Annotated in this window: 24 protein-coding genes and 2 tRNA genes; 20 read left to right on the top strand and 6 right to left on the bottom strand. The window is 71.1% G+C overall.

Annotated features, from left to right (window positions below):
- Nucleotides 1–43: 43 nt before the first annotated feature.
- The 6 genes from DEJ29_RS12235 (at nucleotide 44) to DEJ29_RS12210 (ending at nucleotide 6,594) form a co-directional block, all read left to right on the top strand.
- Complete coding sequence (locus DEJ29_RS12235; protein WP_111095124.1) at nucleotides 44–1,198, top strand: Rv2578c family radical SAM protein; 1,155 nt, start codon at nucleotides 44–46, stop codon at nucleotides 1,196–1,198.
- A 170-nt stretch (nucleotides 1,199–1,368) separates the two neighbouring features.
- Nucleotides 1,369–2,589: a sensor histidine kinase gene (locus DEJ29_RS12230; RefSeq protein WP_111095123.1), complete on the top strand. Its 1,221-nt coding sequence runs from the start codon at nucleotides 1,369–1,371 to the stop codon at nucleotides 2,587–2,589.
- Nucleotides 2,586–3,833: a hypothetical protein gene (locus DEJ29_RS12225; protein WP_111095122.1), complete on the top strand. Its 1,248-nt coding sequence runs from the start codon at nucleotides 2,586–2,588 to the stop codon at nucleotides 3,831–3,833. The genes DEJ29_RS12230 and DEJ29_RS12225 overlap by 4 nt, the downstream gene beginning before the upstream one ends.
- The gene (locus tag DEJ29_RS12220; protein WP_035808846.1) at nucleotides 3,820–4,521 is read left to right on the top strand and encodes a response regulator transcription factor; all 702 of its coding nucleotides are present in this window, start codon (nucleotides 3,820–3,822) and stop codon (nucleotides 4,519–4,521) included. Before DEJ29_RS12225 ends, DEJ29_RS12220 begins: the two co-directional genes overlap by 14 nt.
- Entirely contained in the window at nucleotides 4,521–5,147 is a 627-nt protein-coding gene (locus DEJ29_RS12215; protein WP_111095121.1) for a thymidine kinase, read from the top strand. Before DEJ29_RS12220 ends, DEJ29_RS12215 begins: the two co-directional genes overlap by 1 nt.
- A 403-nt stretch (nucleotides 5,148–5,550) precedes the next feature.
- A complete protein-coding gene (locus DEJ29_RS12210; RefSeq protein WP_111095120.1) occupies nucleotides 5,551–6,594 on the top strand; it encodes an LLM class flavin-dependent oxidoreductase in 1,044 nt (347 codons plus the stop codon).
- Nucleotides 6,595–6,669: 75 nt separating this feature from the next.
- On the opposite strand, the gene DEJ29_RS12205 is transcribed toward DEJ29_RS12210, so the two are convergent.
- The 5 genes from DEJ29_RS12205 to DEJ29_RS12185 all read right to left on the bottom strand — a co-directional run bounded on the left by DEJ29_RS12205 (nucleotide 6,670) and on the right by DEJ29_RS12185 (nucleotide 12,157).
- Nucleotides 6,670–7,287 (bottom strand): response regulator transcription factor, encoded by a 618-nt coding sequence (locus DEJ29_RS12205; RefSeq protein ID WP_111095119.1) that lies wholly within the window; start codon nucleotides 7,285–7,287, stop codon nucleotides 6,670–6,672.
- On the bottom strand, nucleotides 7,284–8,318 hold the full coding sequence (locus DEJ29_RS12200; RefSeq protein WP_146248348.1) for a sensor histidine kinase: 1,035 nt from the start codon (nucleotides 8,316–8,318) through the stop codon (nucleotides 7,284–7,286). Before DEJ29_RS12200 ends, DEJ29_RS12205 begins: the two co-directional genes overlap by 4 nt.
- Before the next feature lie 157 nt (nucleotides 8,319–8,475).
- Nucleotides 8,476–8,549 (bottom strand) — tRNA-Pro (locus DEJ29_RS12195).
- A gap of 93 nt (nucleotides 8,550–8,642) precedes the next feature.
- Complete coding sequence (locus DEJ29_RS12190) at nucleotides 8,643–9,599, bottom strand: metallophosphoesterase (RefSeq protein WP_071405008.1); 957 nt, start codon at nucleotides 9,597–9,599, stop codon at nucleotides 8,643–8,645.
- Nucleotides 9,596–12,157: a transglycosylase domain-containing protein gene (locus tag DEJ29_RS12185; protein WP_111095117.1), complete on the bottom strand. Its 2,562-nt coding sequence runs from the start codon at nucleotides 12,155–12,157 to the stop codon at nucleotides 9,596–9,598. The genes DEJ29_RS12190 and DEJ29_RS12185 overlap by 4 nt, the downstream gene beginning before the upstream one ends.
- 50 nt (nucleotides 12,158–12,207) lie before the next feature.
- Between DEJ29_RS12185 and sp36 the strand changes: the two genes are divergently transcribed.
- Nucleotides 12,208–12,366 (top strand): Sp36 family protein, encoded by a 159-nt coding sequence (gene sp36, locus DEJ29_RS12180; protein ID WP_017888699.1) that lies wholly within the window; start codon nucleotides 12,208–12,210, stop codon nucleotides 12,364–12,366.
- Complete coding sequence (locus tag DEJ29_RS12175; RefSeq protein ID WP_111095116.1) at nucleotides 12,363–12,824, top strand: RidA family protein; 462 nt, start codon at nucleotides 12,363–12,365, stop codon at nucleotides 12,822–12,824. The genes sp36 and DEJ29_RS12175 overlap by 4 nt, the downstream gene beginning before the upstream one ends.
- A gap of 79 nt (nucleotides 12,825–12,903) precedes the next feature.
- Here DEJ29_RS12175 and acs read toward each other — a convergent pair whose 3' ends face one another.
- Nucleotides 12,904–14,856 (bottom strand): acetate--CoA ligase, encoded by a 1,953-nt coding sequence (gene acs, locus DEJ29_RS12170; protein WP_111095115.1) that lies wholly within the window; start codon nucleotides 14,854–14,856, stop codon nucleotides 12,904–12,906.
- A 577-nt stretch (nucleotides 14,857–15,433) separates the two neighbouring features.
- On the opposite strand from acs, the gene DEJ29_RS12165 reads away from it, so the two are divergent.
- From DEJ29_RS12165 to DEJ29_RS12110, 12 genes are all read left to right on the top strand, one after another.
- A complete protein-coding gene (locus DEJ29_RS12165; RefSeq protein WP_375334808.1) occupies nucleotides 15,434–16,510 on the top strand; it encodes a TadA family conjugal transfer-associated ATPase in 1,077 nt (358 codons plus the stop codon).
- Nucleotides 16,507–17,340 carry a type II secretion system F family protein gene (locus DEJ29_RS12160; RefSeq protein ID WP_181438206.1) on the top strand — a complete coding sequence of 278 codons (834 nt, stop codon included), beginning with the start codon at nucleotides 16,507–16,509 and terminating at the stop codon, nucleotides 17,338–17,340. The genes DEJ29_RS12165 and DEJ29_RS12160 overlap by 4 nt, the downstream gene beginning before the upstream one ends.
- Before the next feature lie 84 nt (nucleotides 17,341–17,424).
- Complete coding sequence (locus DEJ29_RS12155) at nucleotides 17,425–17,667, top strand: DUF4244 domain-containing protein (RefSeq protein ID WP_111095112.1); 243 nt, start codon at nucleotides 17,425–17,427, stop codon at nucleotides 17,665–17,667.
- A gap of 10 nt (nucleotides 17,668–17,677) precedes the next feature.
- Nucleotides 17,678–17,983 carry a TadE family type IV pilus minor pilin gene (locus tag DEJ29_RS12150; RefSeq protein WP_181422574.1) on the top strand — a complete coding sequence of 102 codons (306 nt, stop codon included), beginning with the start codon at nucleotides 17,678–17,680 and terminating at the stop codon, nucleotides 17,981–17,983.
- A gap of 1 nt (nucleotide 17,984) precedes the next feature.
- Complete coding sequence (locus tag DEJ29_RS12145) at nucleotides 17,985–18,464, top strand: Rv3654c family TadE-like protein (RefSeq protein ID WP_111095111.1); 480 nt, start codon at nucleotides 17,985–17,987, stop codon at nucleotides 18,462–18,464.
- Nucleotides 18,440–21,271 carry a type I DNA topoisomerase gene (gene topA, locus DEJ29_RS12140; RefSeq protein WP_071405000.1) on the top strand — a complete coding sequence of 944 codons (2,832 nt, stop codon included), beginning with the start codon at nucleotides 18,440–18,442 and terminating at the stop codon, nucleotides 21,269–21,271. The genes DEJ29_RS12145 and topA overlap by 25 nt, the downstream gene beginning before the upstream one ends.
- A complete protein-coding gene (gene tmk, locus DEJ29_RS12135) occupies nucleotides 21,268–21,903 on the top strand; it encodes a dTMP kinase (RefSeq protein WP_111095110.1) in 636 nt (211 codons plus the stop codon). Before topA ends, tmk begins: the two co-directional genes overlap by 4 nt.
- A 25-nt stretch (nucleotides 21,904–21,928) precedes the next feature.
- Nucleotides 21,929–23,071, top strand: coding sequence for a DNA polymerase III subunit delta' (locus DEJ29_RS12130; RefSeq protein WP_111095109.1), 1,143 nt, complete (start codon nucleotides 21,929–21,931; stop codon nucleotides 23,069–23,071).
- A 24-nt stretch (nucleotides 23,072–23,095) separates the two neighbouring features.
- Nucleotides 23,096–23,731 (top strand): TetR/AcrR family transcriptional regulator, encoded by a 636-nt coding sequence (locus tag DEJ29_RS12125; protein ID WP_111095108.1) that lies wholly within the window; start codon nucleotides 23,096–23,098, stop codon nucleotides 23,729–23,731.
- Nucleotides 23,732–23,775: 44 nt separating this feature from the next.
- Nucleotides 23,776–23,848, top strand: a tRNA-Thr gene (locus DEJ29_RS12120).
- Between the two features lie 181 nt (nucleotides 23,849–24,029).
- Nucleotides 24,030–24,827, top strand: a complete 798-nt coding sequence (locus DEJ29_RS12115) for a glycoside hydrolase family 16 protein (RefSeq protein WP_071404996.1) — start codon at nucleotides 24,030–24,032, stop codon at nucleotides 24,825–24,827.
- A 188-nt stretch (nucleotides 24,828–25,015) separates the two neighbouring features.
- Nucleotides 25,016–25,456: a BLUF domain-containing protein gene (locus tag DEJ29_RS12110; protein ID WP_111031954.1), complete on the top strand. Its 441-nt coding sequence runs from the start codon at nucleotides 25,016–25,018 to the stop codon at nucleotides 25,454–25,456.

The following is a 25,456-nucleotide window of genomic DNA, read 5'->3' as shown; positions in this document are numbered from 1 at the left end:
GGGCCGGTTTGCGGTCTGTTCGAACGTGTGTTCGAATGACGGCATGCGGTGGAGTGGACAGGCGATCGACGCCGAGCAGAGCGACGCGCTGCCCGGGATGGAATCGAACAGCGGGTTCGTCCGGAGCGTGACGACGCCCGAGTTCGCTGGGGTGACCTTCCACGAGGTCCTCGCGAAGAGCGCCCTGAACCGGGTGCCGAGCGCGGACGGGTCGGGCACGTACGGCTGGACGATCAACCCGTACCGCGGGTGCAGCCACGCCTGCGTGTACTGCTTCGCCCGCCCGACCCACACGTACCTGGAGTTCGACGGCGGCGCCGACTTCGACCAGCAGATCGTGGTGAAGACGAACGTCGCCGACGTGCTGCGTCGTGAGCTCGGCAAGCCCTCGTGGGACCGTCACCCGGTGGCGCTCGGCACGAACACCGACCCGTACCAGCGGGCCGAGGGGCGGTACCGGCTGATGCCCGGCGTGATCGAGGAGCTGGCGGAGTCGCGCACCCCGTTCAGCATCCTGACGAAGGGCACGCTGTTGCGCCGCGACCTGCCGCTGCTGGCCGAGGCGGCGAAGGTGGTGCCGGTCGACCTCGCGATGTCGATCGCCGTGTACGACGACTCGCTGCAGCAGTCGGTCGAGTCCGGCACCCCGACGACCTCGGCCCGGCTGGCGACCGTGCGGTCCATCCGCGACGCGGGGCTCGACTGCGCTGTGTTCCTGATGCCGGTGCTGCCCTACATCACTGACACCCGGGCGCACCTCGACGACGCCATCGGTCGGGCGACCGCGGCCGGCGCGACGAGCATCATGTACTCGGCGCTGCACCTGCGGCCCGGCGTGAAGCCGTGGTGGTTCGAGTGGCTCGGCCGCGAGCGACCCGACCTGGTGCAGCGGTACCGCGCGATGTACCTCGACAACACCTACGCGCCGAAGGACTACCGGCGGTGGCTGTCGGAGCGCATCCGCCCGATCCTGGCGGCGCACGGGGTCGGACTGGGGCGCGTGGACCCGGCGACGGGGTCGATGGGCTTCTCGGAACCGCGAACGCTGCAGCGGGGGATGCCGCAGGGGCTGGGTCCGGGCCTGCCACAGGCGCTGCCGCAGGAGCAGTCGGTGCCGACGGTGTCACCGCTGAAGCGCGCCGATCCCGGGTTCGACCAGCGGCTGCTCCGGCCGACGGCGGCACAGACGCTGTTCTGAGGAGCGTCCGCCCGGGTCGTGTCCGGTCCACGTTCGGGGGACAGCAAGACCCCGGTCCGGGCCGCTATCATCGTGCGGGTCGCCGCACGGCCCCGGATTCGGGGTACACGGCCGCTGCTCCGGTGGTTGGATCGTGGACGGCGCCCTCGCCACCCGGAAGGATCCACCTCGTGCTCGGCATCCCCACGCACCTCGCACCGCGAGTGAACGCGTGGTCGACCGTGCGCGCATTCCACGCCGGCGCCATCGGGTCGCTGGTGGCCGCGGCCATCACCCTCGTGCTCTACGGTCTGTCCGAGCCCGGGGTGCAGGTCGTCGGCACCGTGCTGGCGGTCGTCCCGATGCTCGCCATGATCGGCGTGCACGTGCAGTTCGGCACCCGTGTCTCCGCGATCGCGTTCCTGGCGGTCGGCGGCGTCTGCGCCTGGTGGTTCGCCGTCGGGGTCCAGCAGCAGGTGCCGACCGGGTGGGTGACCTCGTACCTGATGTCCCTCGTCGTGATCCCGCTCATCCTGGTCGGGGGAGCCGGTGCCGTGCCGAGCCGCGTCGTGCTGTGGTCCTTCGTCGGCTTCCTGACCGGACGACTCGCGACCTGGATCGCCATCGTGCAGGCCGACCTGTCGCCCCGTCCACTCATCCTCGCCTGGGTCACGCTGGGTTTCGTGGTCGCGCTCGTGCTCTTCACGACCCGCAGCACGGCGCGGAGCGAACGGGTGCAGCCCGAGCTCCTGCGTTCTGCTCGTGAAGAACACGTGTCCGCGTACCGCGCCGGGGTCGAGGCCGAGGCGTCCGCGATCCTGCACGACACCGTGCTCAACCACCTGGGCGCCATCGCCCTCGCGCCCGACGGCCCGATGGACCCGCACCTCGCCGAGACGGTCGACGCCGACGTCGCGGTGCTCACCGGGAAGGGGTGGCTCGCGCCGGCTGCCCGCCCGCGTCCCGGGGCCGCGGCCGAGGCGTTCGGCGCCATGGTCGACGAGCACCGGACGCTCGGGCTGGACGTGACCGTCTCCGGGGACACCTCCGCGCTCGAGCGCCTGGACCAGCGTGCGCTGTCGGCGGTCGTCCGGGCCGTCGGCCAGTGCCTGGCCAACGTGCGGAAGCACGCGGGGACCGACGCCGCAGAGGTCAGCGTGTTCGACGACAGCGCGTCCTGCACCGTGATGGTCGTCGACGACGGTCGTGGGTTCGACGAGGACGCCACCGGAGCCGACCGGATGGGCCTCCGCGGTTCGGTGCGAGAGCGGATCGGCCGGGTCGGCGGTGACGTCCAGATCTGGTCGTCGCCCGGTTCCGGCACGAGCGTGATGATGACCGTGCCGTACGGACCGGTCACCGGCGCGGTCACCGTGCCGGCGGTCAGCGGCGACCGGGGGATCGAGCGATGACGGCGGCTCGGCAGCGCGGGTCCCGCCGCACCGCCCAGCAGTACGACCCGCTCGGCGCGATGGGGTCGCGGCCCCTGGCCGTCGTGCTCGGGGCCGGCAGCGTCGTCTGGGCCCTGCTCGTGTCGATCTTCGACCGCGACGTCGTGGGCAGCCCCACCCTCAGTGCCCTCACCGTGCTGCTCGTCGCTGCCTCGGCGGTGGTGGTGCTCGCTGCCTCGAGCCCGTTCCGAGCGCCGTTCCCGCGGTCGGCGTTCGTCGCGCACGTCGGGTTGCTCGGCCTGGCGTCGGTCGCGAGCGTCGCGGCGCAGTGGGGGCCGGACCGCAGTGCCCTGAACGACTTCATGTCCCTGATCACGGCGACCGGCATCGTCATGGTCGCGCCGTACCGTCCGTGGACCGACCTGACGATCGGCGGGCTCGTGCTGGCCGCGGTGAACGCCGTGACCTGGGGTGCCGGTGCTGCAGAGTTCCCGCACGAGGTGCCGGTCGCCGTCGCGGCGTTCCTGGCCGCGGCCCCGACGCTCGTGCTGACCGCGGCGTCCGCGGTGTTCGCCTGGACCTTCGCGGGGCTCGCCGAACGGGTGCAGATCCGTGCCGGGTCGTACTCCGTCGCACGCGCCGAGCGGGACGGTATCGCGGCGAGCGTGCAGCAGGACCGCTCGACGATCCTGTCCCGCGACGTCGCCCCGTTCTTCGCCGAGCTCCGCACACGCGACGTCATCACCGACGCCGACCGTGCCCGGGCCCGTGCCATCGCCGACGGCATCCGCGCGTCCATGGTCGCCGACGCCGACCGCACCTGGTTCGAGCACGCCGTCCGGGTCGACGGCGGCCAGGCGCCGGTGGTCGACGACCCCGACGGCCTCATCGCGACGCTCGACACCGACCAGCGGGCGGTCGTCCGCACCTTCGTCCGTGCGGCCCTCCGTGCCTCGACCGTCGACCCGGCCGGCTTCCGCGCGACCGTGCGACGAGCCGACACTCTGGCGGACCCGGCACCCCAGGCCCGCCCGGCGGACCACGCCGCCCCCGCGGCTCGGGCAGCCGCGGCGTCCCGACCCGCGCAGGCACCGGCACGCGCTCGTGTGTCCGTCGACGTGGAGCTCGCCGTCGCGGACTCCGACATCGGCATCCACCGCACCTTCGACCCCTACTTCGCCGTCCTCCGCGTGACGTTCCCCGACCTCGACGTCGCGGTCCGCCCTTCCGCCCTCGCACTAAGGTTCTCCTATGACCAGCACTGACCCGAACAGGCTCTCGGAGGGGTCGCCGTCCCTCCCGAACCCGGGAGCACGGCGTGTTCGGTTGGCCATCCTCGACGACCACGAGGTGCTGCTGGACAGCCTGTCGAGCTGGATCGCGGTGAACGCGTTCGACTTCGACCTGGCCCTGACCGCGCACACCTGGCTCGAGATGGTCCACAGTGACAGCTTCCCGACCGACCTGGTGTTCCTCGACTTCCAGCTCAAGGAACCGGTCTCCATCGAAGCCCGCGTCCGCACCTGCCGCGCGGCCGGCGCGAAGGTCATCGTGCTCTCGAGCGTCGACAGCCGTGAGTCCCGCGACCGCGCCCTGGCCGCCGGCGCCGCGGCGTTCCTGTCGAAGTCGCTCCCGATGCGCGAGGTCATGGACGTCGCGCGGGAGATCATGGGCGTTGCCCGCGAGACCCCGCAGCCCCGTGAGTGGCGTCCGCTGCCGACGGGTGCCGCCGCGCACCAGCGGCCGAAGCTCAGCGCCGGCGAGGAAGAGGCGCTGCGGCTCTACGTGTCCGGCTACTCGACGAACGAGGTCGCCGCGCAGATGAACGTGCAGTACGAGACCGCCAAGACCTACCTGCGTCGCGTGCGCGAGAAGTACAGCAAGGTGGGCCGCCCCGCCTCGAAGAAGTCCGACCTCATCCGTCGGGCCGCCGAGGACGGGTTCCTCGCGTAGTGGCGAAGCTCTACTTCCGCTACGGCGCGATGAACAGCGGCAAGAGCACGGGCTTGCTGCAGGCCGCCTACAACTACGAGGAGCGCGGGCACCGGGTGCTACTCGCCAAGCCCGCGGTGGACACCAAGGGCGACCGTGAGATCGTCTCCCGCCTGGGTGTCACCCGGACCGTCGACATCGTGTTCTCGCCGGATGCCGACGTGCGCCAGGCGGTCACCGCCGCCGGGGCCGTCGACCCCGAGTCGGACCGCCTGGACGGCATGGTGCGGCCCGTCAGCTGCGTGCTCGTCGACGAGGCGCAGTTCCTCACCCCGCGGCAGGTCGACGACCTGCTGCGCATCGCGGTGCTCGACGAGGTCCCGGTCATCACCTACGGCATCCGCACGGACTTCCGCACCGAGGCGTTCCCCGGCAGCGCCCGCCTGCTCGAGGTCGCGCACTCCCTCGAAGAGCTGAAGACCATCTGCCGCTGCGGCCGCAAGGCGGTCTTCAACGCCCGGACGGTCGACGGCCGGTTCGTCTTCGACGGCTCCCAGGTCGCGATCGACGGTGTCGACGTCGCCTACGAGTCGCTCTGCGCCAACTGCTACCTGACGGAGTCCGGCGGCCGCCTCGACGGCGCCTGACCCGTCGACCGGGCGGAGACGACAGCCGCTCGGTTCGTCGGGCGGTCACGACACCCCGCTCGGGTTCGCCGTGCGGTCACGTCGCGTCGGCGGTGCGCCTGTCGGGCGACCGGACGTGACCGGTCCGCGAGGTACGCGCGGCACGTCGTGACCGCTCGGCGTCCGAGACGGAACCGACAGTCGGCCTGGAGGCGCGGTGCGGCCCCGCCACGGGCCTCCAGGCCGTCGCGCCGCACGTCCAGGGCGGGCAGCGTGCGTCAGCCGAGTGATCGCGAATCGTCGCTGCCGCGACTTCCGGGCGACGCCCGGTGACCGGGCGGCGGCTGGACGACGGCATGTCGTGACCGGTCGACGTCCCGGTCCCGGGCGGAATGCGGGTGCGCCGGCGTGCGTTGGTGACCACATGACCGACGACACCCTGCACCTGTCCGTCCTCGACCTGGCCACCCGCGAGTACGGCCAGTCCAACACCGAGGCCCTGCAGGGGTCCATCGACATGGCCGTGCACGCCGAGCAGCTCGGGTACGAGCGGTTCTGGGTCGCCGAGCACCACGGGATGCCGGGCATCACCTCCTCGGCCCCGGCGGTGCTGCTGAGCGCCGTGGGTGCCGCCACCTCGACCATCCGCATCGGATCCGGTGGCGTCATGCTGCCCAACCACGCGCCCCTCGTCGTCGCCGAGCAGTTCGGCACCCTCCGTGCGCTGTACGGCGACCGGGTCGACCTCGGTCTCGGGCGCGCTCCCGGCACCGACGGCGCGACGGCGATGGCCCTCCGCCGCACGGACCGACTCGACGTCGACGACTTCCCGGACCGCCTGGCCGACCTGATCGGGTTCTTCACCGGCATGGGCGCGGAGAACCCGCTGGCCGGCATCCGCGCCGTTCCGGGCTACGGCGACGTGCCGGAGTTCTGGCTGCTCGGGTCCTCCGGCTACAGCGCCCAGGTCGCCGGTGCGCTCGGCATCTCGTTCGCCTTCGCCCACCACTTCGCGTCGGACAACACCGAGGCGGCACTCGCCCTGTACCGCGATTCGTTCCGTCCGTCACGCTTCCGCCAGACGCCGAACGCGCTGATCGGTGTGCAGGTCGTCACCGACGAGGACCCCGCCGTCATCGACGAGCAGAGCGCCCCGGGCATGATCTCGTTCATCCGGATGCGCTCCGGCCGGAAGCCCGAGCCGGTCTCGATGGACGAGGCGCGTGCGTACGAGTTCAACGACCTCGAGCGTCGGTTCATCGCGGCCCGCACCGAGCGTCAGGCCTACGGCAACGCCGAGCAGGTCGCGGAGAAGATCAACGCACTCGTGGCGTCGACCGGGGCGAACGGCGTGATCGTGTCGCCCGGTGCCGCACAGGCGCGGTACCGGCACCAGGCGCTCGACGTCGTGGCCGGGCTGCACGCCGCCGGCAAGCTCGTGCCTGCGGGTGCTGCAGTCTCCGTCTAGTTCGCTTCGTGAGCAGGAATGGTCGGGTGTCCGCTGGGCACCCGACCATTCCTGCTCACGAAGTTCCGTGGTGCCTCAGGTGAGCAGGCCCAGGCGCGTGGCGGCGGCGACCGCCCCGACGCGGGAGCCGACGTCGAGCTTCCGGAACACGTTGTAGACGTGGCGCTTCACCGTGCCGATCGCGAGCTGCAGGTCGGCGGCGATCTCGGCGTTGGTGCGGGCGGCGGCGATGAGTCGCAGGACCTCGAGCTCGCGGTCGCTCAACGGTGAGCCGGCACGGGCCTCGGTCACCAGGTCGACGGGGAACGTGACCGGTGCCGCATCGGCGTGGGCTGCCCGGGCGATCCGGTCGACGAGTTCGCGGCTCGGGGTGTCCTTCGTGACGAAGTCGACCGCGCCGGCATCGAGCAGGGTCCGGCGGAGGACGGCGTCCCGGTGCATCGTGAGCACCACCACCCGGATGTCCGGGCGGGTGCGGCGGACCGTGGCGATCGTCGTCCGAGCCGGCGGGCCGTCCAGCTCGACGTCGAGCAGCAGGACGTCGATGGCGGCGGCCTCGGGGGAGTCGAGCACCTCGGCCGGCCGTTCGCCGTGTGCGACCACGCGGATCGTGGGGACCGCGGCCAGGATGGTCGCGAGTCCTTCGCGGAAGAGCCGGTGGTCGTCGACGATCGCGACGTGGGTGACGGTCACAGGGTGCCCCTCGGGATGGTCAGGCGGACGGTCGTGCCGTGGTCTCGGCTGCCGCGGACGCTCTCGACGTCGAGCCGGGCGCCGATCACCGCGGCACGCTCGCGCATGGTCTGCTGCCCGAGGCGGCCGTCGGCGTCGCCCTCCACCTCGAAGCCCGGACCGTCATCGGCGACCGTCACCACCAGTGCTGCGCGTGACCAGAGGAAGCGCACCGAAGCCGTCGCTCCAGGCGCGTGTTTGCTGCGGTTCGTGAGCGCCTCGAGCAGGATCGTCAGCGCTTCCTCGGCCTGCCAGTTCGGCAGGGGACCGGAGACGCCCGTCGACTCGATGGACAGGAGGTCGTCGTCGGGGAACAGGTCGCGCACGTGCCGCCGGAGCGCGTCGTCGAGCAGGGCATCCCCGACCCGGGCGTGCAGGCTCACTGCGAGGTCCTGTACGTCGCCGAGCGCGCTCCGGAGCAACCGCGCTGCGTCGTCGAGCTGGCCGGCTCGTTCGTCCGCAGGCGGGTCCGTCAGCAGGACGAGGTCGAGGCGCTGCAGCCCGGCGAGGATGCCGTGGGCGACGCGGTCGTGCAGGTCCCGCGCGATCTGCGTGCGGGAGTCCAGGTGTGCCGTGGTGAGGCGTTGGCGCAGCGCTTCCGTGTACGCGACCGCCCCGGCCGGGAACCGGCTCCAGATGCCGGCGTGCAGGGCCCTCGTGGCCCGCAGGACCTCGGCGGTGGACTCCGCGCCGACCTCGTCGACGAAGACCGGCAGGTAGGCGTCGAACAGCATCTCCGCCGCGAGCATGGCGCCGGCCGGGTGCTGGGCGTGCTCGGCGTGCAGACTGCCGGTCGCCAGGTGCTCGGGGTCGAGGAACGCGTGGCTCACGACGCTGCCGTCGGTCCCCGCGGCGTAGCGCTCGTGGGCCTCGGCGATCATCGACGAGACGTTCTCGGTCAGGCTCTGCGCCAGGGCCGGGTCGTCCGCGAGGTCGGGGAACTCGGCGGCGATCGCGGCGAGCACTGCGGCGAGGGGATGGTCGTTCTGCATGGCGCTTGCGAGCGTAGCGGGAGGGGCTGCTCGCGATGGGGCGGGGACCGGCTGACTGGGTCGTGCGACCCATCGGGCGGCCGAGACGCATCCGGGGAAAGCAGAAGGCCCTGGTTCCGGAGAACCAGGGCCTTCTTCGTACTGTCTCAACACAGTGTCGGGGTGACAGGATTTGAACCTGCGACCTCCTCGTCCCGAACGAGGCGCGCTACCAAGCTGCGCCACACCCCGCGGTGTGATCACTCCGTACCGGAGCAACCAGACAATACTATCCGATGATCGGGGATGCTCACGACCATCCGGTGAACTCCCGGGCGCGTCGGCTCAGGAAGCCCGCGCGGTCAGGGTGACCACGACGGCCTCGGGCCGGCAGGCGAACCGGACGGGCGCGTAGATCGAGGTGCCGAGACCGGCCGAGACCTCGAGCCACGACCAGTGGTTGCGGTGCTCCCACTTGTGCAACCCGCTGGCGTACCGGCGGGGGAGGTCGCTGTTCGTGACGAGCGCGCCGACCCCGGGGACCGCCACCTGACCGCCGTGGGTGTGCCCGGCGAAGATGATGTCGGCACCCTGGGTCACGAAGGCATCGAGCACGCGACGGTAGGGCGCGTGCGTGACACCGATCGCCACCGGTGCGGGGCCGTCCTCGTCCTCGGACCACGGCACGTCGCTGCGCATCTCGTCGACGTTGGTGGGGAGGAGGTCGAGGCGGTCCCAGTCGCGGTGCGCGTCCGAGGTGCCGAACAGCTCGAACCGGGAGCCGCGGAGTTCGATCGCGTGCGCCTGGTCGTTCAGGTCGAGCCAGCCGAGCGACTCGAAGAACGCCGTCTGCCGATCGATGTCGAGACCGACGGGCTCCGCAGCCTTGTGCATCCGGCTCGGCCCCGAGAAGTACTTGAGCGGGTTGCGCGGGGAGGGCCCGAAGAAGTCGTTCGACCCGTAGGCGAAGACACCGGGCACCCCGCGGAACGGCTCGAGCGCGTACTCCACGGCGGCGTTCGCGGTCGCGTGGCCGAGGTTGTCCCCGGTGTTCACGATGAAGTCCGGTTCGACCAGGCTCAGGTCGCGCAGCCACTGCTGCTTGTCGGCCTGCCACGGGGCCATGTGGATGTCGGAGAGGTGCAGGACAGTGACGTCACGGGATCCCGGCGGAAGCACCGGGACGGTCTCCCACCGGATCCCGAAGCGACGACGCTCGACGAGCGAACCCCACGCTGCCGAAGCAGCTCCGACGGCCGCGCCGGCAGCGAGGACACCGAGTGCGGTGCGACCGCGGGTCACTTGCAGTCCTTGGGCGCCTTGCCGTTCTTGTCGCCGTAGAGCTGGATCGTCACGTTGTCGTTCTTGTTCGCCGTCGCGTTGATCGCCGGCTCGACCGCGGCGACCTTGCAGGTCTTGCCACCGCCGCCCTTGGCGTAGCTGTCGGCGAGGTTGACGCTCGTGAACCCGGCATCGTTCAGGGCCGAGCGGGCGTCCCCGAGGGAGTCGCCGCCGATCTCCGGAACGGTCGCCTGAGTGCCGTCGGACGTGTAGACGGTGACGCTCGAGCCCGAGGACAGGAGCGCACCCGCCGCCGGGGACGTCGAGGTCACGGAGCCGGGGTTCCCCGGGCCGGGACGCGCGCCGCCGTCCACGTAGGTGAACCCGGCGCCCGAGATCGCCGCGCGGGCTTCGTCAGCCGTCTTGCCCTGCAGGTTCGGCAGTGCCTTGGCGTTGCCGCGGATCGCGTTCTGCTGCGGGTCCGTGAACGGGCCGGCGGGGTAGATCGCGTTGATCGGGGTCATCGCCTCGCGCCAGACCTTGGCGCGGTCTCCGGCGTACGTTCCGCCGACACCGTTGCTGTAGTGACGGAGGTTGTTCTTCTTGCCGTCGGTGTTGCCCTGCCAGTAGGCGGTGGCGACCCGCGAGCTCGCGCCGACGAGCCAGATCTGGTCAGCCTCGTCGGTGGTACCCGTCTTGGCGAACAGCTGGGTGCCGTCGGGCGTCTGCGCGCCCACTGCCGTACCGCTCCTGATCGTGCCCTTCATCGCGTAGATCGCTGCCTGGGCGAAGGCCGGATCAACGGCCTGCTGGCAGTCCTTGGTCTGGCCACCGAGCTTCTTGCCGGACGGCGAGGTGATCTCGTCGATGGCGATCGGCTTGCAGTAGATGCCGTTGTTCGCGACGGCCGCATAGGCCGCGGCCATCGTCATCGGAGCGATCTCGTTCGTGCCCAGGATCGCGGAGGGGTTCTGGTACTGCAGCTCTCCGCCGTCCGCACGGTGGACACCGAGCGACTGCGCGATGTCACGGATGTCGCAGAGATCGAGCTTCTGCGCCATCGAGGCGAACGCACCGTTGATCGACCCCGCCGTGGCTCCCATCACGCTCCAGTTGCCGCCCTCGCCGGGAGCGTCGTTGGACACCGGGAAGGGGGTTCCGACCGTCTGGCCACAGATGGTCCAGGGGGACACCGTTCGTTCGGCACCGCTCACGGTCTCGTTCAGGCCGTGTCCGGCCTTGACCCAGTCGAGCAGCGTGAACAGCTTGTACGTCGAGCCCGTCTGGAAGCCGCCCGAGCTGCCGTACTTGTAGTCGACGCTGTAGTTGATGCTGGTCGACGTGGGTGCGGACCTCAGCGACTCGTCGAAGTCCTTGTTCTGCGCCATCGTGATGATGCGCCCCGAACCTGCCTCGATCGAGTTGAGCGTCGACCCCAGGGCCAGGTTCGTCTCGGCCTTGTTGTCGTAGGTGTTCAGCAGGCCCTTCTGCTCGGCGTTCAGGTCGATGTTCAGCGTCGTCTGGATCTTGTAGCCGCCGTTGCGCCACGCGGTGTCACGTGCCTTCTGCGACGAGCCGAGCTGCGACATCTCGAGCACGACCTTCTTGGCGTAGTCGCAGAAGAACTGCGAGCCGTCACCGACCGAGGACCGGCAGCCCTGCGAGGGCTGCGTCAGGTGCACGTAGTCCGCCGGCTTCGACTGGCGAGCCTTGCGGTACTCGGCCTCGGTGAGGTTCTTCTGGTCGTACATCGAACGGAGCACGACGTTGCGCCGGGCGACGTTGGCGTCGTACTTCTTCGGGCTCGACAGGTTGCGCGCCTCGGGGTACTGCACGATCGCGATGAGCGACGCGGCCTCGGCCGGGGTCAGGTCGGTCGCGCTCTTGTTGTAGTAGTGCTGCGCCGCGGCCTGCACGCCGTAGGTCTGGTCGCCGAAGTAGGCGATGTTCAGGTAGGCGGTGAGGATCTCCTTCTTGGAGTACTTCTTCGCCAGCCCAATCGCGAGCTTCATCTCCTCCAGCTTGCGGGGGATGGTCTGCTCGACGGCCTCGTTGTAGGCCTTCTCCTGCTCCTTCTTGGTGGGGAGGTTCAGGGCTTCGTTCATCTTGATGTTGCGGACGAGCTGCATGGTCAGCGTCGACCCACCGCCCGAGTCGCCGAGGCCGCCCGCGATGCTGCCCACACCGGCGCGGATGAGCGACGTCATGTCGACGCCGCCGTGGTCGTAGAAGCGCTTGTCCTCGCCGTCGATCGCCGCGTTCTTCAGCTGGTCGCTGATCTGGTCGAACTTCAGCTCTTGGCGGTTCTGGTCGTACAGGGTGGCGAAGTGCACCGACTTGCCGCCCGAGTACGCGTACAGCTCGTTGCGCTGCGGCAGGTCACCGATCTCGATGTACTCCGGCAGGGACTCGAACACACCGATCGTGGACGTCGTCGTGACACCGGCGACGGCGATGGCCGGGGTGACCCCGATCGTGACGAGCAGGCCGGCGAGGGCACTGAACCCGACGAATCCGATGAAGGCGCCGACTGCTGAGACGGGCTTGGTCCGCGATGCAGACGTCTTCTGGGCAGACATAGGATGCAGCCTAAACGACACCCCCGACTGAAAGGCTGGCAAGGAACCGCATGACTCGCTGGGAGTACTTCACCACGCCGCTGATGATCCACAACACCACCGCGATCCTCAACAACTACGGGGACGAGGGCTGGGAGCTGGTCCAGATCGTCACCGGGCCCGAGGGCGGTCTCGTCGCCTACCTGAAGCGCCCCAAGGCTGACGCATGAGCGTCTCCGACCGGCTCGCCGAACTCGGCCTGACGATCCCCGCGGTCGCCGCGCCCGTCGCCGCCTACGTGCCCGCCGTCGTGACGGGGCAGTACGTCTACACGGCCGGCCAGCTGCCGTTCGTCGACGGTGCCCTGCCCGTCACCGGCAAGGTCGGCGCCGACCTGGACGCCGAGACCGCCGCCGCCCAGGCCCGTGTGGCCGCGCTGAACGCCCTGGCCGCCGTGCAGTCGGTCGCCGGTTCGCTCGACCGCGTGGCTCGCGTCGTCAAGGTCACCGTGTTCGTCGCGTCGGACCCGTCGTTCACCGGTCAGCCCGGTGTCGCGAACGGCGCGTCGACCCTGGTCGGCGACGTCTTCGGGGACGCCGGCGTCCACGCGCGGAGCGCGGTGGGCGTCGCGGTGCTGCCGCTGGACGCACCGGTCGAGGTCGAGCTGGTGGTGGAGCTCACCGCCTGACGGCAGCGACCGACGGAACGAACGTGAGCAGGGCCTCCAGTCTGTATCTGACTGGAGGCCCTGCTTCCGTCTGGCGGGACTACATGAGTTCCGCGATGGTCGCCATGATCGTCGGGTCGGCCAGCGTCGTCGTGTCACCGATACGGCGGCCTTCGGCGGCGTCGCGGAGCAGACGCCGCATGATCTTGCCGGAGCGCGTCTTCGGCAGTTCGGGCACGATGACCACCTGACGGGGCTTCGCGATCGCACCGATGCGCTTGCCCACCCAGTTGCGGAGTTCGGTCGATGCGGATTCGCGGTCGACGTCCGCTGCTGCCTCCGCGGTCAGGATGACGTACGCGACGACCGCCTGACCGGTGGTCTCGTCGGCGGCTCCGACGACGGCGGCCTCGGCGACGCCCTCGTGCCCGACCAGGGCGGACTCGATCTCGGCCGTCGACAGGCGGTGGCCGGAGACGTTCATGACGTCGTCGACGCGCCCCTGCACCCAGATGTCGCCCTGCCCGTCGAGCCGCGCGCCGTCGCCGGCGAAGTAGCGGCCGGGGAACCGCGACCAGTACGTCTCGACGAACCGGTCCGGGTCGTTCCAGATCCCGCGGGCCATCGACGGCCACGGCTCGGTGATCGTGAGGTAGCCGCTCTCGCCAGGTTCGGCACGGTTGCCGTCGTCGTCGACGATCTCGGCGACGATGCCCGGCAGGGGCGTCTGCGCGGCGCCGGGCTTGAGCTTCGTGACGCCGGGCAGCGCGGAGATCATGATGGCGCCGGTCTCGGTCTGCCACCACGTGTCGACGATCGGCGTGCGGTCGTGGCCGATGACCTGGCGGTACCACTGCCACGCCTCGGGGTTGATCGGTTCGCCGACGCTGCCGAGCAGGCGGAGGGTCTCGAGGCTGCGCGCCTCCGGGATCTCGCGGCCGGCCTTCATCGCTGCGCGGACCGCCGTGGGTGCGGTGTAGAGGACGGTGACACCGTACGCGTCGACGAGGTCCCACCAGCGGCCGGGCTTCGGCTCGTCGGGGGTGCCCTCGTAGAGCACCTGCGTGACGCCGTTGGCGAGCGGGCCGTAGACGACGTAGGAGTGGCCGGTGATCCAGCCGATGTCGGCGGTGCACCAGTAGACGTCCTTCTCCGGGTGCATGTCGAACACGTTCTTGTGCGTGTACGCCGCCTGGGTCAGGTAGCCGCCGGAGGTGTGCACGATGCCCTTCGGCTTCCCGGTCGTGCCCGAGGTGTACAGGATGAACAGCGGGGTCTCGGCGGGGAACGCCTGGGCCTCGTGGGTCGGTGCCGCCTTCGCCAGCTCGTCGTGCCACCAGACGTCGCGGTCGTTCCAGGCGATGTCGTTGCCGCCGCGCTTGACGACCAGGACGTGCTCGACCGTGTCGGTGCCCTCGCCGGTCAGCGCCTCGTCGACCGCGGGCTTGAGCGGTGAGACGGCACCGCGCCGCCACCCGCCGTCCGCGGTGACGACGAGCTTCGCGCCGGCATCCTCGATGCGGGCACGGAGGCTCTCCGCGCTGAACCCGCCGAAGACGACCGAGTGCACGGCGCCGATGCGGGCGACGGCGAGCATCGTCACGACGGCCTCGGGGATGAGTGGCAGGTACACGACCACCCGGTCGCCCTGGCCCACGCCGAGGTCGGTGAGCATGTTCGCTGCGCGCTGCACCTCGGCGGTCAGCTCGGCGTAGGTGATCCGGCGCGTGTCGCCGGGAGCGCCCTCGAAGTGGATCGCGACCCGGTCCCCGTTGCCGGCGCGGACGTGTCGGTCGAGGCAGTTCTCGGCGACGTTGAGCGTGCCGTCGGCGAACCACTTCGCGAACGGGGCGCCCGACCAGTCCAGGGTCTGCGTGAACGGGGTGCGCCAGTCGAGCAGGGAGCGGGACTGCTCGGCCCAGAACGCCTCGCGGTCGGCTGCTGCTGCGCGGTGGAGGTCCTCGCCGGCGACCGCGTCGGCCACGAACTCGGGCGGCGGTGCGAAGGTCGCTCCGTCGTCGCCTCGGGGGTCGGTCTGGGTCGGAGTGGACATCGATGTCCTTTCGCGTCGTTGCGGCCTCTGGTGGCATCCGTCGCCGGTGCCTGCGTGCATCCGGAGACTACCCCTCGGCCGGGTCGGGGCGCGGCACGCCCGGAGGTCGTGTCCGGGGTTGCCCTGGAGGGCCGATCGTGGGGTACAGTAGATCCCGCTGGACTCGTTTCCGGCGGCATCGAATCGGATTCCCCCCAATCCCTCGATGTCAAGGCGGCACCTGTTCCCCCCAACCGGTGCCGCCTCTTCTGTTTCCCGGGGTCCGACTCGAGCGATGGTGGCTCGTCGGGCTCCGCCGTGTGCCCCGATCCGCGCAGGCACGCCGGTCGCGTGGACAGACCGGTCCATGCTCGTGCATGCATTCTGCATGTTCTTGCGTAGCAGGTGCTACGCACAGTCCGGCCGGGGGAAGCGGGGGTGGTGGGTGGCACCGAGCGCGTCGGTGTCGCATCATCGACCGGGGTACGGCTTTCCGTTTCGGGGGACAAACCGGTCCGTTGGTGGGGCACTCCGACGCTGTCCACAGAAGTGGGGACCGTCTCGGCTGAAGGTCGAAGTGCTCCCTACCGTCGGCGGCATGCCCCTGCACCGTGCTCCACTGCTTCCCCGCGCGTCGGCGCCGTCCGCGTCGACATCGCCTGCGTTCTCGGCACCGGCGCGGGCGCATGCTCCGTCGGCGCCGTTCCTGCCCGGAGCAGCGCCTGCGGCTCGTCGCCGGGCGTCCGTGGTCGTCGAGTTCGAGGAACTCGCCGCCCTGGTGGCTGATGCCACCGTGACGGACGTCCTGGTGCTCGGCGGCGTGGGGACGTGGGTCGACCGCGGCACCGGCCTCGAAGCCGTCCAGCCGCGACTGACCGAAGCACGTACCCGCGAACTCGCGACGCGGCTCGTCGCGCTCGGCGGTCGCCACGTCGACGAGACCACCCCGTGCGCGGACGTCCGGCACGGCGACGGCGTCCGGGTCCACGTCGTCCTCGCGCCGGTGTCCGTCGGGGGCACCGCGGTGTCGATCCGACTGCCACAGGTCCATCGACCCTCCCTCGCCACCCTCGAGCGCGGCGGGACCTTCGCGTTCGTCCCGCGGTCGGTCGTCGAGGACGCCGTCGCGGCGCGCCGGAACGTCCTGGTCACCGGCGCGACCGGCAGCGGCAAGACCACGCTGCTCGCGGCGATGCTCGGGAACGTCCCCGTTGACGAGCGCATCGTGACGGTGGAGGACGTCGCCGAGCTCCGGATCGCCCATCCGCACGTCGTCGCGCTCGAGGCGCGGCAGGCGAACGCCGAGGGGGTCGGCGCGCTCGGCCTCGACCGGCTCGTGCGTGAGGCGCTGCGGATGCGCCCCGACCGGATCGTCGTGGGGGAGTGCCGCGGCGCCGAGGTCCGTGAACTCCTCTCCGCCCTGAACACCGGGCACGACGGGGGAGCCGGCACCGTGCACGCCAACGGCATCGCCGACGTGGCCGCGCGCCTCGAAGCGCTCGGTGCGCTCGCCGGCCTCGGTGCCGAGGCGCTGGCCCGGCAGGCCGTCAGCGCGTTCGACCTGGTCCTGCACGTGGAGCGACGCGCAGGCCAGCGGCGGCTCGGTGGTGTGGGCACGTTGTGCGTCGGCCCGGACGGGAGGCTCGAGGTGCGCCCGGTGGACGGGCTGCGGTGAGACGACCCACACCCGACGGCCCGGCGCGGGTGGCCGGGGTGCTCGACCGGGTGGCGACGCTGGTCGCGGCAGGCGTCCCGCCGCCGCGGGCCTGGCGGCTCGTCGGCGGGCTGCCCGGGGTCGGAGGACCCGCCCAGCAGGACATCGTCGTCGTCCTCCGCGTGGCGGACCGGACGGGAGCGCCCGTCGCGGAGACCCTCCGCGGGCTCGCCGGTGCGCTCCGGCGCGCCGCAGCATCGGACCGGGCGATCCGGGTCGCCCTGGCGGGACCGCGGACGAGCGCCCGGGTCGTGCTCGCGCTGCCGCTCTTCGGGTTGGGGCTCGGTGCGGCCTGGGGTGCCGGTGCCGTCGAGGTCCTGGTCGGCTCACCGGCCGGTTGGGCGTGCTCGTGCACCGCGGCGGCCCTCGTGCTGGCCGGGCGACGGTGGACCGCCCGGCTGGTCCGTTCCGCGACCCCCGACGGCCGAGTCCCCGGGGTGCTCCTCGACGCCTGGGCCGTGGCGGTCGCCGGAGGCGGGTCGTGGAGCACCGCCGGGCAGGCAGTCGCCGAGGCGTCCGCGGGAGCCGCCCCGCCCGCCGGGGACGTGCACCGGCTGCGGGAGGTCCTCGACCTCGCCCGGCGCGCCGGGGTGCCCGCCGCGGGGTTGCTCCGCCGCGCCGCCGAGGACGTGCGCGACGAGGCCGCTGCCGACGGGCTCGTGGCTGCGGAACGACTGGCGGTCCGACTGGTGCTGCCGCTCGGGGTCTGCGTCCTGCCGGCGTTCGTGCTCGTGGGGGTGGTGCCCGTGGTGGTCGGGGTCCTCTCCTCCACGGTGGGCGGGGCCGCGTGACCTCTCCACAGATGGCGCCGAGGCCTCGTCGTCGACACCCCGGCCAGGACACGCTTGTCCCACCGAACAGAAAGGACGGACTCCATGAGCACCACGTCATCCCCCGACCGCCGCACCCGTCGGGCCATCCGCCACCACCGTCGCCCGCGTCGCCCCGTCGCCCGGTGGTCGTCGCGGCTGCGGGACGACCGGGGATCGGCCACCGCCGAGTACGCGGTCGTCATCCTCGCCGCCGTGGCCTTCGCCGGTGTGCTCGTCGCGGTCATGCGCTCCGGCGAGGTCCAGACCATCCTCACCGACCTCGTCCGTGGCGCGCTCTCGCTGTGAGCGCGGCGCGGTGACCGTCGAGTTCGCGGTCGCGCTCCCCGTGGTGGCGATCGTGCTGACCGCCCTCGTCGCGGCCGTCCTCGTCGTCGACGCGCAGGGCCGTCTGCAACTCGCCGCAGCCACCGCCGCCCGGGCGATCGGGCGCGACGACGAGCGCCTGGGCCGGTCCGCGGCCGACCGGCTCGCCCCGGGGGCGGCGGTCGTCGTCCGGTCGGACGGTGACCTGGTCTGCGTCGACGCCACGCGCGGCGGGACCGGTCCCTTCGCGGCGCTCCCACTGACCGCGACGGCGTGCGCCGCGGCCCGAGGGGGCTGACGTGACGATCCCCGACGGCCAACGCGGCTCGGCGACCGTGCTGCTCGTGGCGGTCCTCGGCATGGGGGTCCTCGTCGGGTCGACGGCGCTCGCCGCCGCCAGCCACCGCACGCAGGCCCTCCGCGCCCAGGGCGCCGCCGACGCCGCCGCCGTGGGCACCGCGGCGGCCGCCACCGGGCTGGTACCGGGGGAGCCGTGTGCGGTCGCGACCCGGATCGCCACGGCGAACGGGGCCGCCCTCGACGCCTGCGAACTCGTCGCCACCACGGCCCGCGTCCGCGTGGTCGTGGGCACCGGACCGTTCGTCGTCGGCGCACTCGCGGTGGCCGGTCCGGCAGGCGGCCCGCCCGAACACTATGTGTATGGTGTGCCTGTCGGCCCGCGGTCACCGATGTCCCGGTCGACCCGGACACGCTCGTGGCCAGGGCCGATCAGCACCATCGATCAAGGAGACACGTGCCAGGCACGAAGAAGCTCGTGATCGTCGAGAGCCCTGCGAAGGCGAAGACGATCGCGCAATACCTCGGTGACGGATACGAAGTCCAGGCCTCGGTCGGACACATCCGCGACCTCGTCGAGCCGAAGAACCTGCCGCCCGAGCTCAAGAAGGGCTCCCTCGGCAAGTTCTCGGTGGACGTCGACAACGGCTTCGAGCCGTACTACGTCGTGTCCGACGCCAAGAAGAAGACCGTCTCCGAGCTGAAACGCGCCCTCAAGGACGCCGACGAGCTCTACCTCGCAACAGATGAAGACCGCGAGGGTGAAGCGATCGCGTGGCACCTGCTGCAGGTCCTGAAGCCGAAGGTCCCCGTCAAGCGGATGGTCTTCCACGAGATCACGAAGGAGGCGATCCAGCGCGCGCAGGAAGCCACCCGTGAGCTCGACACCGCCCTCGTCGACGCGCAGGAGACCCGCCGCATCCTCGACCGGCTGTACGGGTACGAGGTCTCCCCGGTCCTGTGGCGCAAGGTCGCCCCCGGTCTGTCCGCCGGCCGTGTGCAGTCCGCCGCTACCCGGCTCGTCGTCGACCGCGAGCGCGAGCGCCTGGCCTTCGTGTCCGCCAACTACTGGGACCTCTCCGCCCGGTTCGAGAAGGCCGGCGAGTCCTCCTTCTCGGCGCGACTCGCCCGGATCCACGGCACCCGCGTCGCCTCCGGCCGTGACTTCGACGACCGCGGCACGCTCAGCGGTGACGTCGTCCGGCTCGACGAGGCCGCTGCCGCGTCGCTGACGACGGTCCTCGAGCGCGCCGGTGACGCCACCGTCCGCAGCGTCGACTCGAAGCCGTACACGCGACGCCCCGCCGCGCCGTTCACCACGTCGACGCTCCAGCAGGAAGCCGCGCGCAAGCTCCGTCTGTCCCCGCGACAGACCGCTCGTGCTGCGCAGACCCTGTACGAGAACGGCTACATCACCTACATCCGTACCGACTCGGTCTCGCTCTCGAAGCAAGCCATCGACGCCGCTCGCAAGCAGGCAGCCGACCTGTACGGCTCGGCCACCGTGCCCGACAAGCCCCGCCTCTACGCGAGCAAGAGCAAGAACGCGCAAGAGGCGCACGAGGCGATCCGTCCCGCCGGTGACTCCTTCCGCACCCCGCAGGACCTGCAGGGCACCCTCACCGGTGTCGAGTGGCGCCTCTACGACCTCATCTGGAAGCGCACCATCGCGTCCCAGATGGCGGACGCCAAGGGTTCGACCGCGTCGATCGTGCTCGGCATCTCCTCCACCGAGTCGGTCGAGGGCATCGCCTCGACCGCGAACGGCACGGATGCCGAGTTCACCGCATCCGGCACCGTCATCACGTTCCGCGGCTTCCTCAGCGCCTACGAAGAAGGCCGTGACGAGGACCGCCACGAGTCGTCCGAGCGTGCGGGCCAGGACGTCGCCCTGCCGAACGTGGCCCAGGGCGAGCACCTCGCGGTCACCGACGTCGAGGCGAAGGGGCACGACACCACCCCGCCGCCGCGCTTCACCGAGGCGAGCCTCATCAAGACGCTGGAAGAGCTGGGGATCGGGCGTCCGTCGACCTACCCCACGATCAGCCCGACGATCATCGACCGCGGCTACGTCTCGCTCCGCGGCACGCAGCTGGTGCCGAACTGGATCGCGTTCAGCGTCGTGCGCCTGCTCGAGGAGTACTTCGGCGAGCTCGTGGAGTACGACTTCACCGCCGAGATGGAAGAAGACCTCGACCGCATCGCCCGCGGCGACGCCGATCGGGTGGACTGGCTCAAGGGCTTCTACTTCGGTGGCGGCGACGACGACCAGCGCGGCCTGCGGACCGTCATCGACAACCTCGGTGAGATCGACGCCCGCGAGATCAACTCGGTCGAGCTCGCTCCGGGCCTCACGCTCCGGATCGGTCGGTACGGCCCCTACATCGAGGTGCCGAGCGACGACCCCGAGAAGCCGCGGCGCGTGAACGTGCCCGAGGACCTCGCTCCCGACGAACTGACCGTCGAGAAGGCGAAGGAACTCGTCGACGCCCCGGTGATCGGCGACCGTGTCGTCGGGATCAACCCGGAGACCGGCAAGGAAGTCCTGGCGAAGGACGGCCGCTTCGGCCCCTACGTCACGGAGCGCACCCCGGAGCCCGAACCCACCGTGGACCCGAAGACCGGCGAGGTCGTCGAAGCGCCCGCAGCGGCAGAGGCCCCCGTGGCCGACGCGGCTGCTGCGACCGCGACGAGCGAGACGGCATCGGCGACGGCGACGGCGAAGAAGGCCCCCGCCAAGAAGGCGCCTGCGAAGAAGACGACGAAGAAGGCCGCGGCGCCGAAGGAACGCACCGCTTCGCTCTTCAAGTCGATGGACCCGCAGACCGTCGACCTCGAGACCGCGCTGAAGCTCCTCGACCTGCCCCGCGTCGTCGGCCAGGACCCGGAGACGGGCAACGACATCACGGCGCAGAACGGCCGGTACGGGCCGTACCTGAAGAAGGGGACCGACACCCGGACCCTGCCCGGCGAGGACGCGATCTTCGACATCGACCTGCCCGGTGCACTCGAGCTGTTCGCGCAGCCGAAGTACGGCGGCAACCGCACCGCGAGCGCCGCGCTCAAGGAGTTCGACGCCGACCCAGTGTCCGGCAAGCCGATCAAGATGAAGGACGGCCGGTTCGGGCCGTACGTCACCGACGGCGAGACGAACGCGACCATCCCGAAGGGCGAGGACGTCGAGGCCGTCGACCACGCCCGCGCGGTCCAGCTCATCGCCGACAAGCGTGCCAAGGGGCCGGTCAAGAAGAAGACCCCGGCCCGTCGGACGGCGGCCAAGAAGAAGTGACCGGTCGCTTCATCACGCTCGAGGGCGGCGACGGCGCGGGCAAGACGACCCAGGCGGAGCTGCTCTCGGCGTGGCTCGGTGCGCACGGTCGGACCGTTGTCCGCACCCGCGAGCCCGGCGGCACCGACCTCGGCGTCCAGATCCGGCAGATGGTCCTGCACGAGCGGGGCCACGTCGCACCCCGGGCCGAGGCGCTCCTGTACGCGGCCGACCGAGCCCAGCACGTCGAGACGGTCGTCCGTCCGGCGGTCGCACGCGGCGAGGTCGTCCTGCAGGACCGCTACATCGACTCGTCCGTCGCCTACCAGGGCGTCGCGCGCGGGCTCGGCGCCGACCAGGTCCGGTCCGTCTCGGAGTGGGCAGCGGACGGTCTGGCACCGGACCTCACGATCCTGCTCGACCTCGACGTCACCGTCGGACGCGCCCGGGTGGCCGCGGCGCGGGGCGACACCTTCGACCGTCTCGAGTCCGAGGCTGCGGCGTTCCACGAGTCCGTCCGTCAGGCCTTCCTCGCGATGGCCGAGGCCGAGCCGGTGCGCTTCCTGGTGGTCGACGCCTCGGCCCCGACGGACACCGTGCAGGACGCGGTCCGTCGAGCGGTGGCCCCTCTCGTCGGGATCGACCCGGCATGACGGTGGTCACTGACAGGATGGTCCCGTGAGCGTGTGGGACGGCCTGACCGGGCAGGAAGAAGCGGTCGCGTCGCTGCGCAACGCGGCCGAGTCCACCGACGGCACCGGCGGCATGACGCACTCGTGGCTCATCACCGGCCCGCCCGGGTCGGGACGGTCGAACGTGGCGACCGCCTTCGCGGCGGCGCTCGTGGGCAACGGCCCCGACGACGACCACACCCTGCGGCAGATCACCGCGAAGACCCACCCCGACGTCTCGGTGCTCACGACCCAGCGTGTGATCATCACGATCGACGAGATCCGGCAGCTCGTCACCTCGTCGTACTACTCGCCGTCGGTCGGCCGCTACCGCGTCGTCATCATCGAGGACGCCGACCGCATGACCGAGCGCACCTCGAACCTGCTGCTCAAGGCGCTCGAGGAACCCCCGGAGCGCACGGTGTGGATCCTCTGCGCCCCGAGTGAGGCCGACCTGCTGCCGACGATCCGGTCGCGCGTCCGCTCGGTCCGCCTGCGCGTGCCCGGCATCGAGTCCGTCGCCGACCTGCTCGTCGCCCGGACCGGTGTCGACCGTGCCCTCGCGATGGATGCTGCTCGTCAGGCGCAGAGCCACATCGGCATGGCACAGCGCCTCGCCACGAGCGAGCCGGCACGAGACCGTCGCCGCCGGACCCTGACGACCGTGCTCGGTGTGCGGAGCGTGGGCGATGCCGTCATGGCGGCCGCCGAACTCCTCGCCGTCGCCGACGAGGACGCCAAGTCCATCACCGAGCAGCGCGATTCCGAAGAGCGCGACGCAGCCCTGCGCTCGCTCGGGGTCGAACCCGGGGGGACGATCCCGCCGGCGCTCCGGTCGCAGCTCCGTTCCCTCGAGGACGACCAGAAACGCCGGGCCACCCGGAGCCTGCGCGACGGCCTCGACCGGATCCTGGTCGACGTCTCGTCCCTGTACCGCGACCTGCTCCTGCTGGGGCTCGGAGCCCCGGCGGAACCGGTCAACCTGGCCATGCAGGACCAGCTCGAACACGCGCTGCCGACGACACCGCCCGCTGCCGCGCTCGAGGTCCTCGACGCCGTGGCCCTGGCGCGCCAGCGCATCGCGGCGAACGTGGCGGCACTCCTGGCGCTCGAAGCACTGCTCGTCACGATCGCCCGCGCCCGCCGCTGAGGCCCGGCGTGCGACAATCACGGCATGCCCGACGCTGAACCCGGCCTGCGCGAACGGAAGCGCCGCGCCACCCGGCGCGCCATCCAGCAGGCTGCGCTCCGGATCGCCATCGAGGACGGCCTCGGCGCGGTGACGGTGGACGAGATCTCCCGGCGGGCCGACGTCTCGCCCCGGACGTTCTTCAACTACTTCCCCAGCAAGGAGCAGGCGATCCTCGGGGACGACCCGCAGCTGCCCGACGACGCGGCGTTGCAGGCGTTCGTCGACGGTGGTCCGAGCGGTGACCTGCTCGCGGACATCGGCACGCTGCTCGTGCACTCCACGCGCGAACTGATCGAGGAGCGCGGGCTCATCGAGGAGCGGCAGCAGGTCCTCCGCGCGAACCCGGAGCTGTTCAGCCGTCGCATGGCGTCGATGAAGGAGTTCCAGGCGGAGCTGCAGGCGGCCGTCACGCGCCGGCTCGAACACGCCGACCCGGAGCTCGCCGCCGATGCCGAGGCACTCCGCCGCCGCGCGGGTCTCGCGGCCATCGTCGCCCTCGCCGCCCTGCGCCACGCGTGGTGGGAGTGGTCGGGTTCCGAGGCAGGAACACACCTGGTCGACGAGCTCGAACGGTCCTTCTCCGAGCTCGGCATGCTGGTTTCGCGTTCACTCGTCTGAACCTGTATAGTCATTGCTCGTGCCACTCCGGACATGGAGTGTGCGCCGCCTTAGCTCAGTCGGTAGAGCGATTCACTCGTAATGAATAGGTCGTCGGTTCGATTCCGACAGGCGGCTCCGTGAACACCCCGGTCAGGCCCACTCGAAGTGGCTCTGACCGGGGTTTTCGTATTCCGGACGAAACCCGTGTCCCTCGCCCGAGGGACAGACGTCGGGCGCGTTCGCGGGCTACCCTTGTCCGCGAAACGGGGGACACGATGACCGACCACCAGCCCAGCGCTCCACCGGCGGTGCCGCCGTGCTGAAGCGTGTCCTGGTCATCGTCGTGGTCGCTGCCACCGCCGGAGCCCTCGCGGTCACCGCGGCAGCCGTGCCCGAGTCCCGTGCCACGTCCGCATCGACCTCGTCGCCGAGCACCGGTCCGTCCGCGACCCCGACGGCGTCCGCGACCGGTCCCGCGTACCTCGCGGACCGCGAGCCGACCTTCTCCGAGGACTTCGACACCCCCGCCGCAGCGGGCGGCCCCTTCGCCGAGACGTACCGGAACTCGTGGCAGCCGTACCCCGACGGTACGGGCGGCAAGTACTACTCGGACAAGCTCATCAGCGCCCACGACGGCTACCTGGACGTCGCGATGGACGGAGAGCACGGCGCTGCCGGAACGTTCGGCACGCCCACCGGCGCCTGGTCACACGTCGGCGGCACCTTCAGCATCCGTGCGCGGGCGACCGGTGGCGACGGCAACGGGATCGCGGTCATGCTCTGGCCGACGTCGAACGCCTGGGCGGACGGCGAGCTGAACTACCCGGAGGGGCAGTTCAACGGCTCACCGCGCGTCTTCCACCACTCGATGCTCCAGGGGCTCGAGAAGCGGACCGAGCACTACAACACCCGGGTGTCCTGGAACGACTGGCACACCTACACGACCGAGTGGGTGCCGGGGAAGATCATCCGGTACTACCTCGACGGCAAGCTCGTGTTCACGGTGCCGCGCAACGTGCCCACCACGCCGCATCGCTACATGTTCCAGATCGGCAACTGGGGCGACCCCGGGCACGTGCAGATCGACTGGGTCCGCACCTACGACACGGAGTGACCAAACCCCCCGGACGGGGGCTCCGAATCAGTCCGGTCGTACGACCCGACACCCGTGTGCTCGCGTCGATGACCCGAACCTCGACGCGGGTGCGCGGGCGGGAACGATCCCCGTTCTGGGGCTGCCCGACGGCGTCGGTGCGGTCCACGATGAGAGGGAACCCGTTCCGTCGTCACCGAGAGGTCGTCATGCTGCTGTCCCTGGTCTACATGAGCGCAGCGAACGAGGTGTTCGACCAGGAGCGGCTCGACGCACTGCTCGAGCACGCACGGGTCCGCAACACCGCGTCCGGCCTGTCCGGTCTGCTCGTCTACAAGGACGGCCGGTTCATGCAGCTGCTCGAGGGCCCCGAGTCAGCCGTGCTCGAGACGTACCAGCGCATCATCGACGACCCGCGGCACACCGACGTCGGCCTGCTCGTCGAGGAGCGCATCCACACCCGGCGTTTCGGCGAGTGGAAGATGGCGTTCCACCGGGAGGCCGAAGCCGACCTGCCCGACGGCTTCGACTCGTTCCTCGCCGAGGGCGATGCGAGCGCCGACACGAGCCGTGCCCGTGAGCTCCTGCGCTGGTTCCGGAACCACCCGATGGCCGCCCCGGACGCCGCGCTCGGCAAGCACCGCCGCTGA

The organism is Curtobacterium sp. MCPF17_021, from assembly GCF_003234605.2.
GTDB lineage: Bacteria > Actinomycetota > Actinomycetes > Actinomycetales > Microbacteriaceae > Curtobacterium > Curtobacterium flaccumfaciens.
This window is presented reverse-complemented; position numbering and strand designations above follow the sequence as displayed.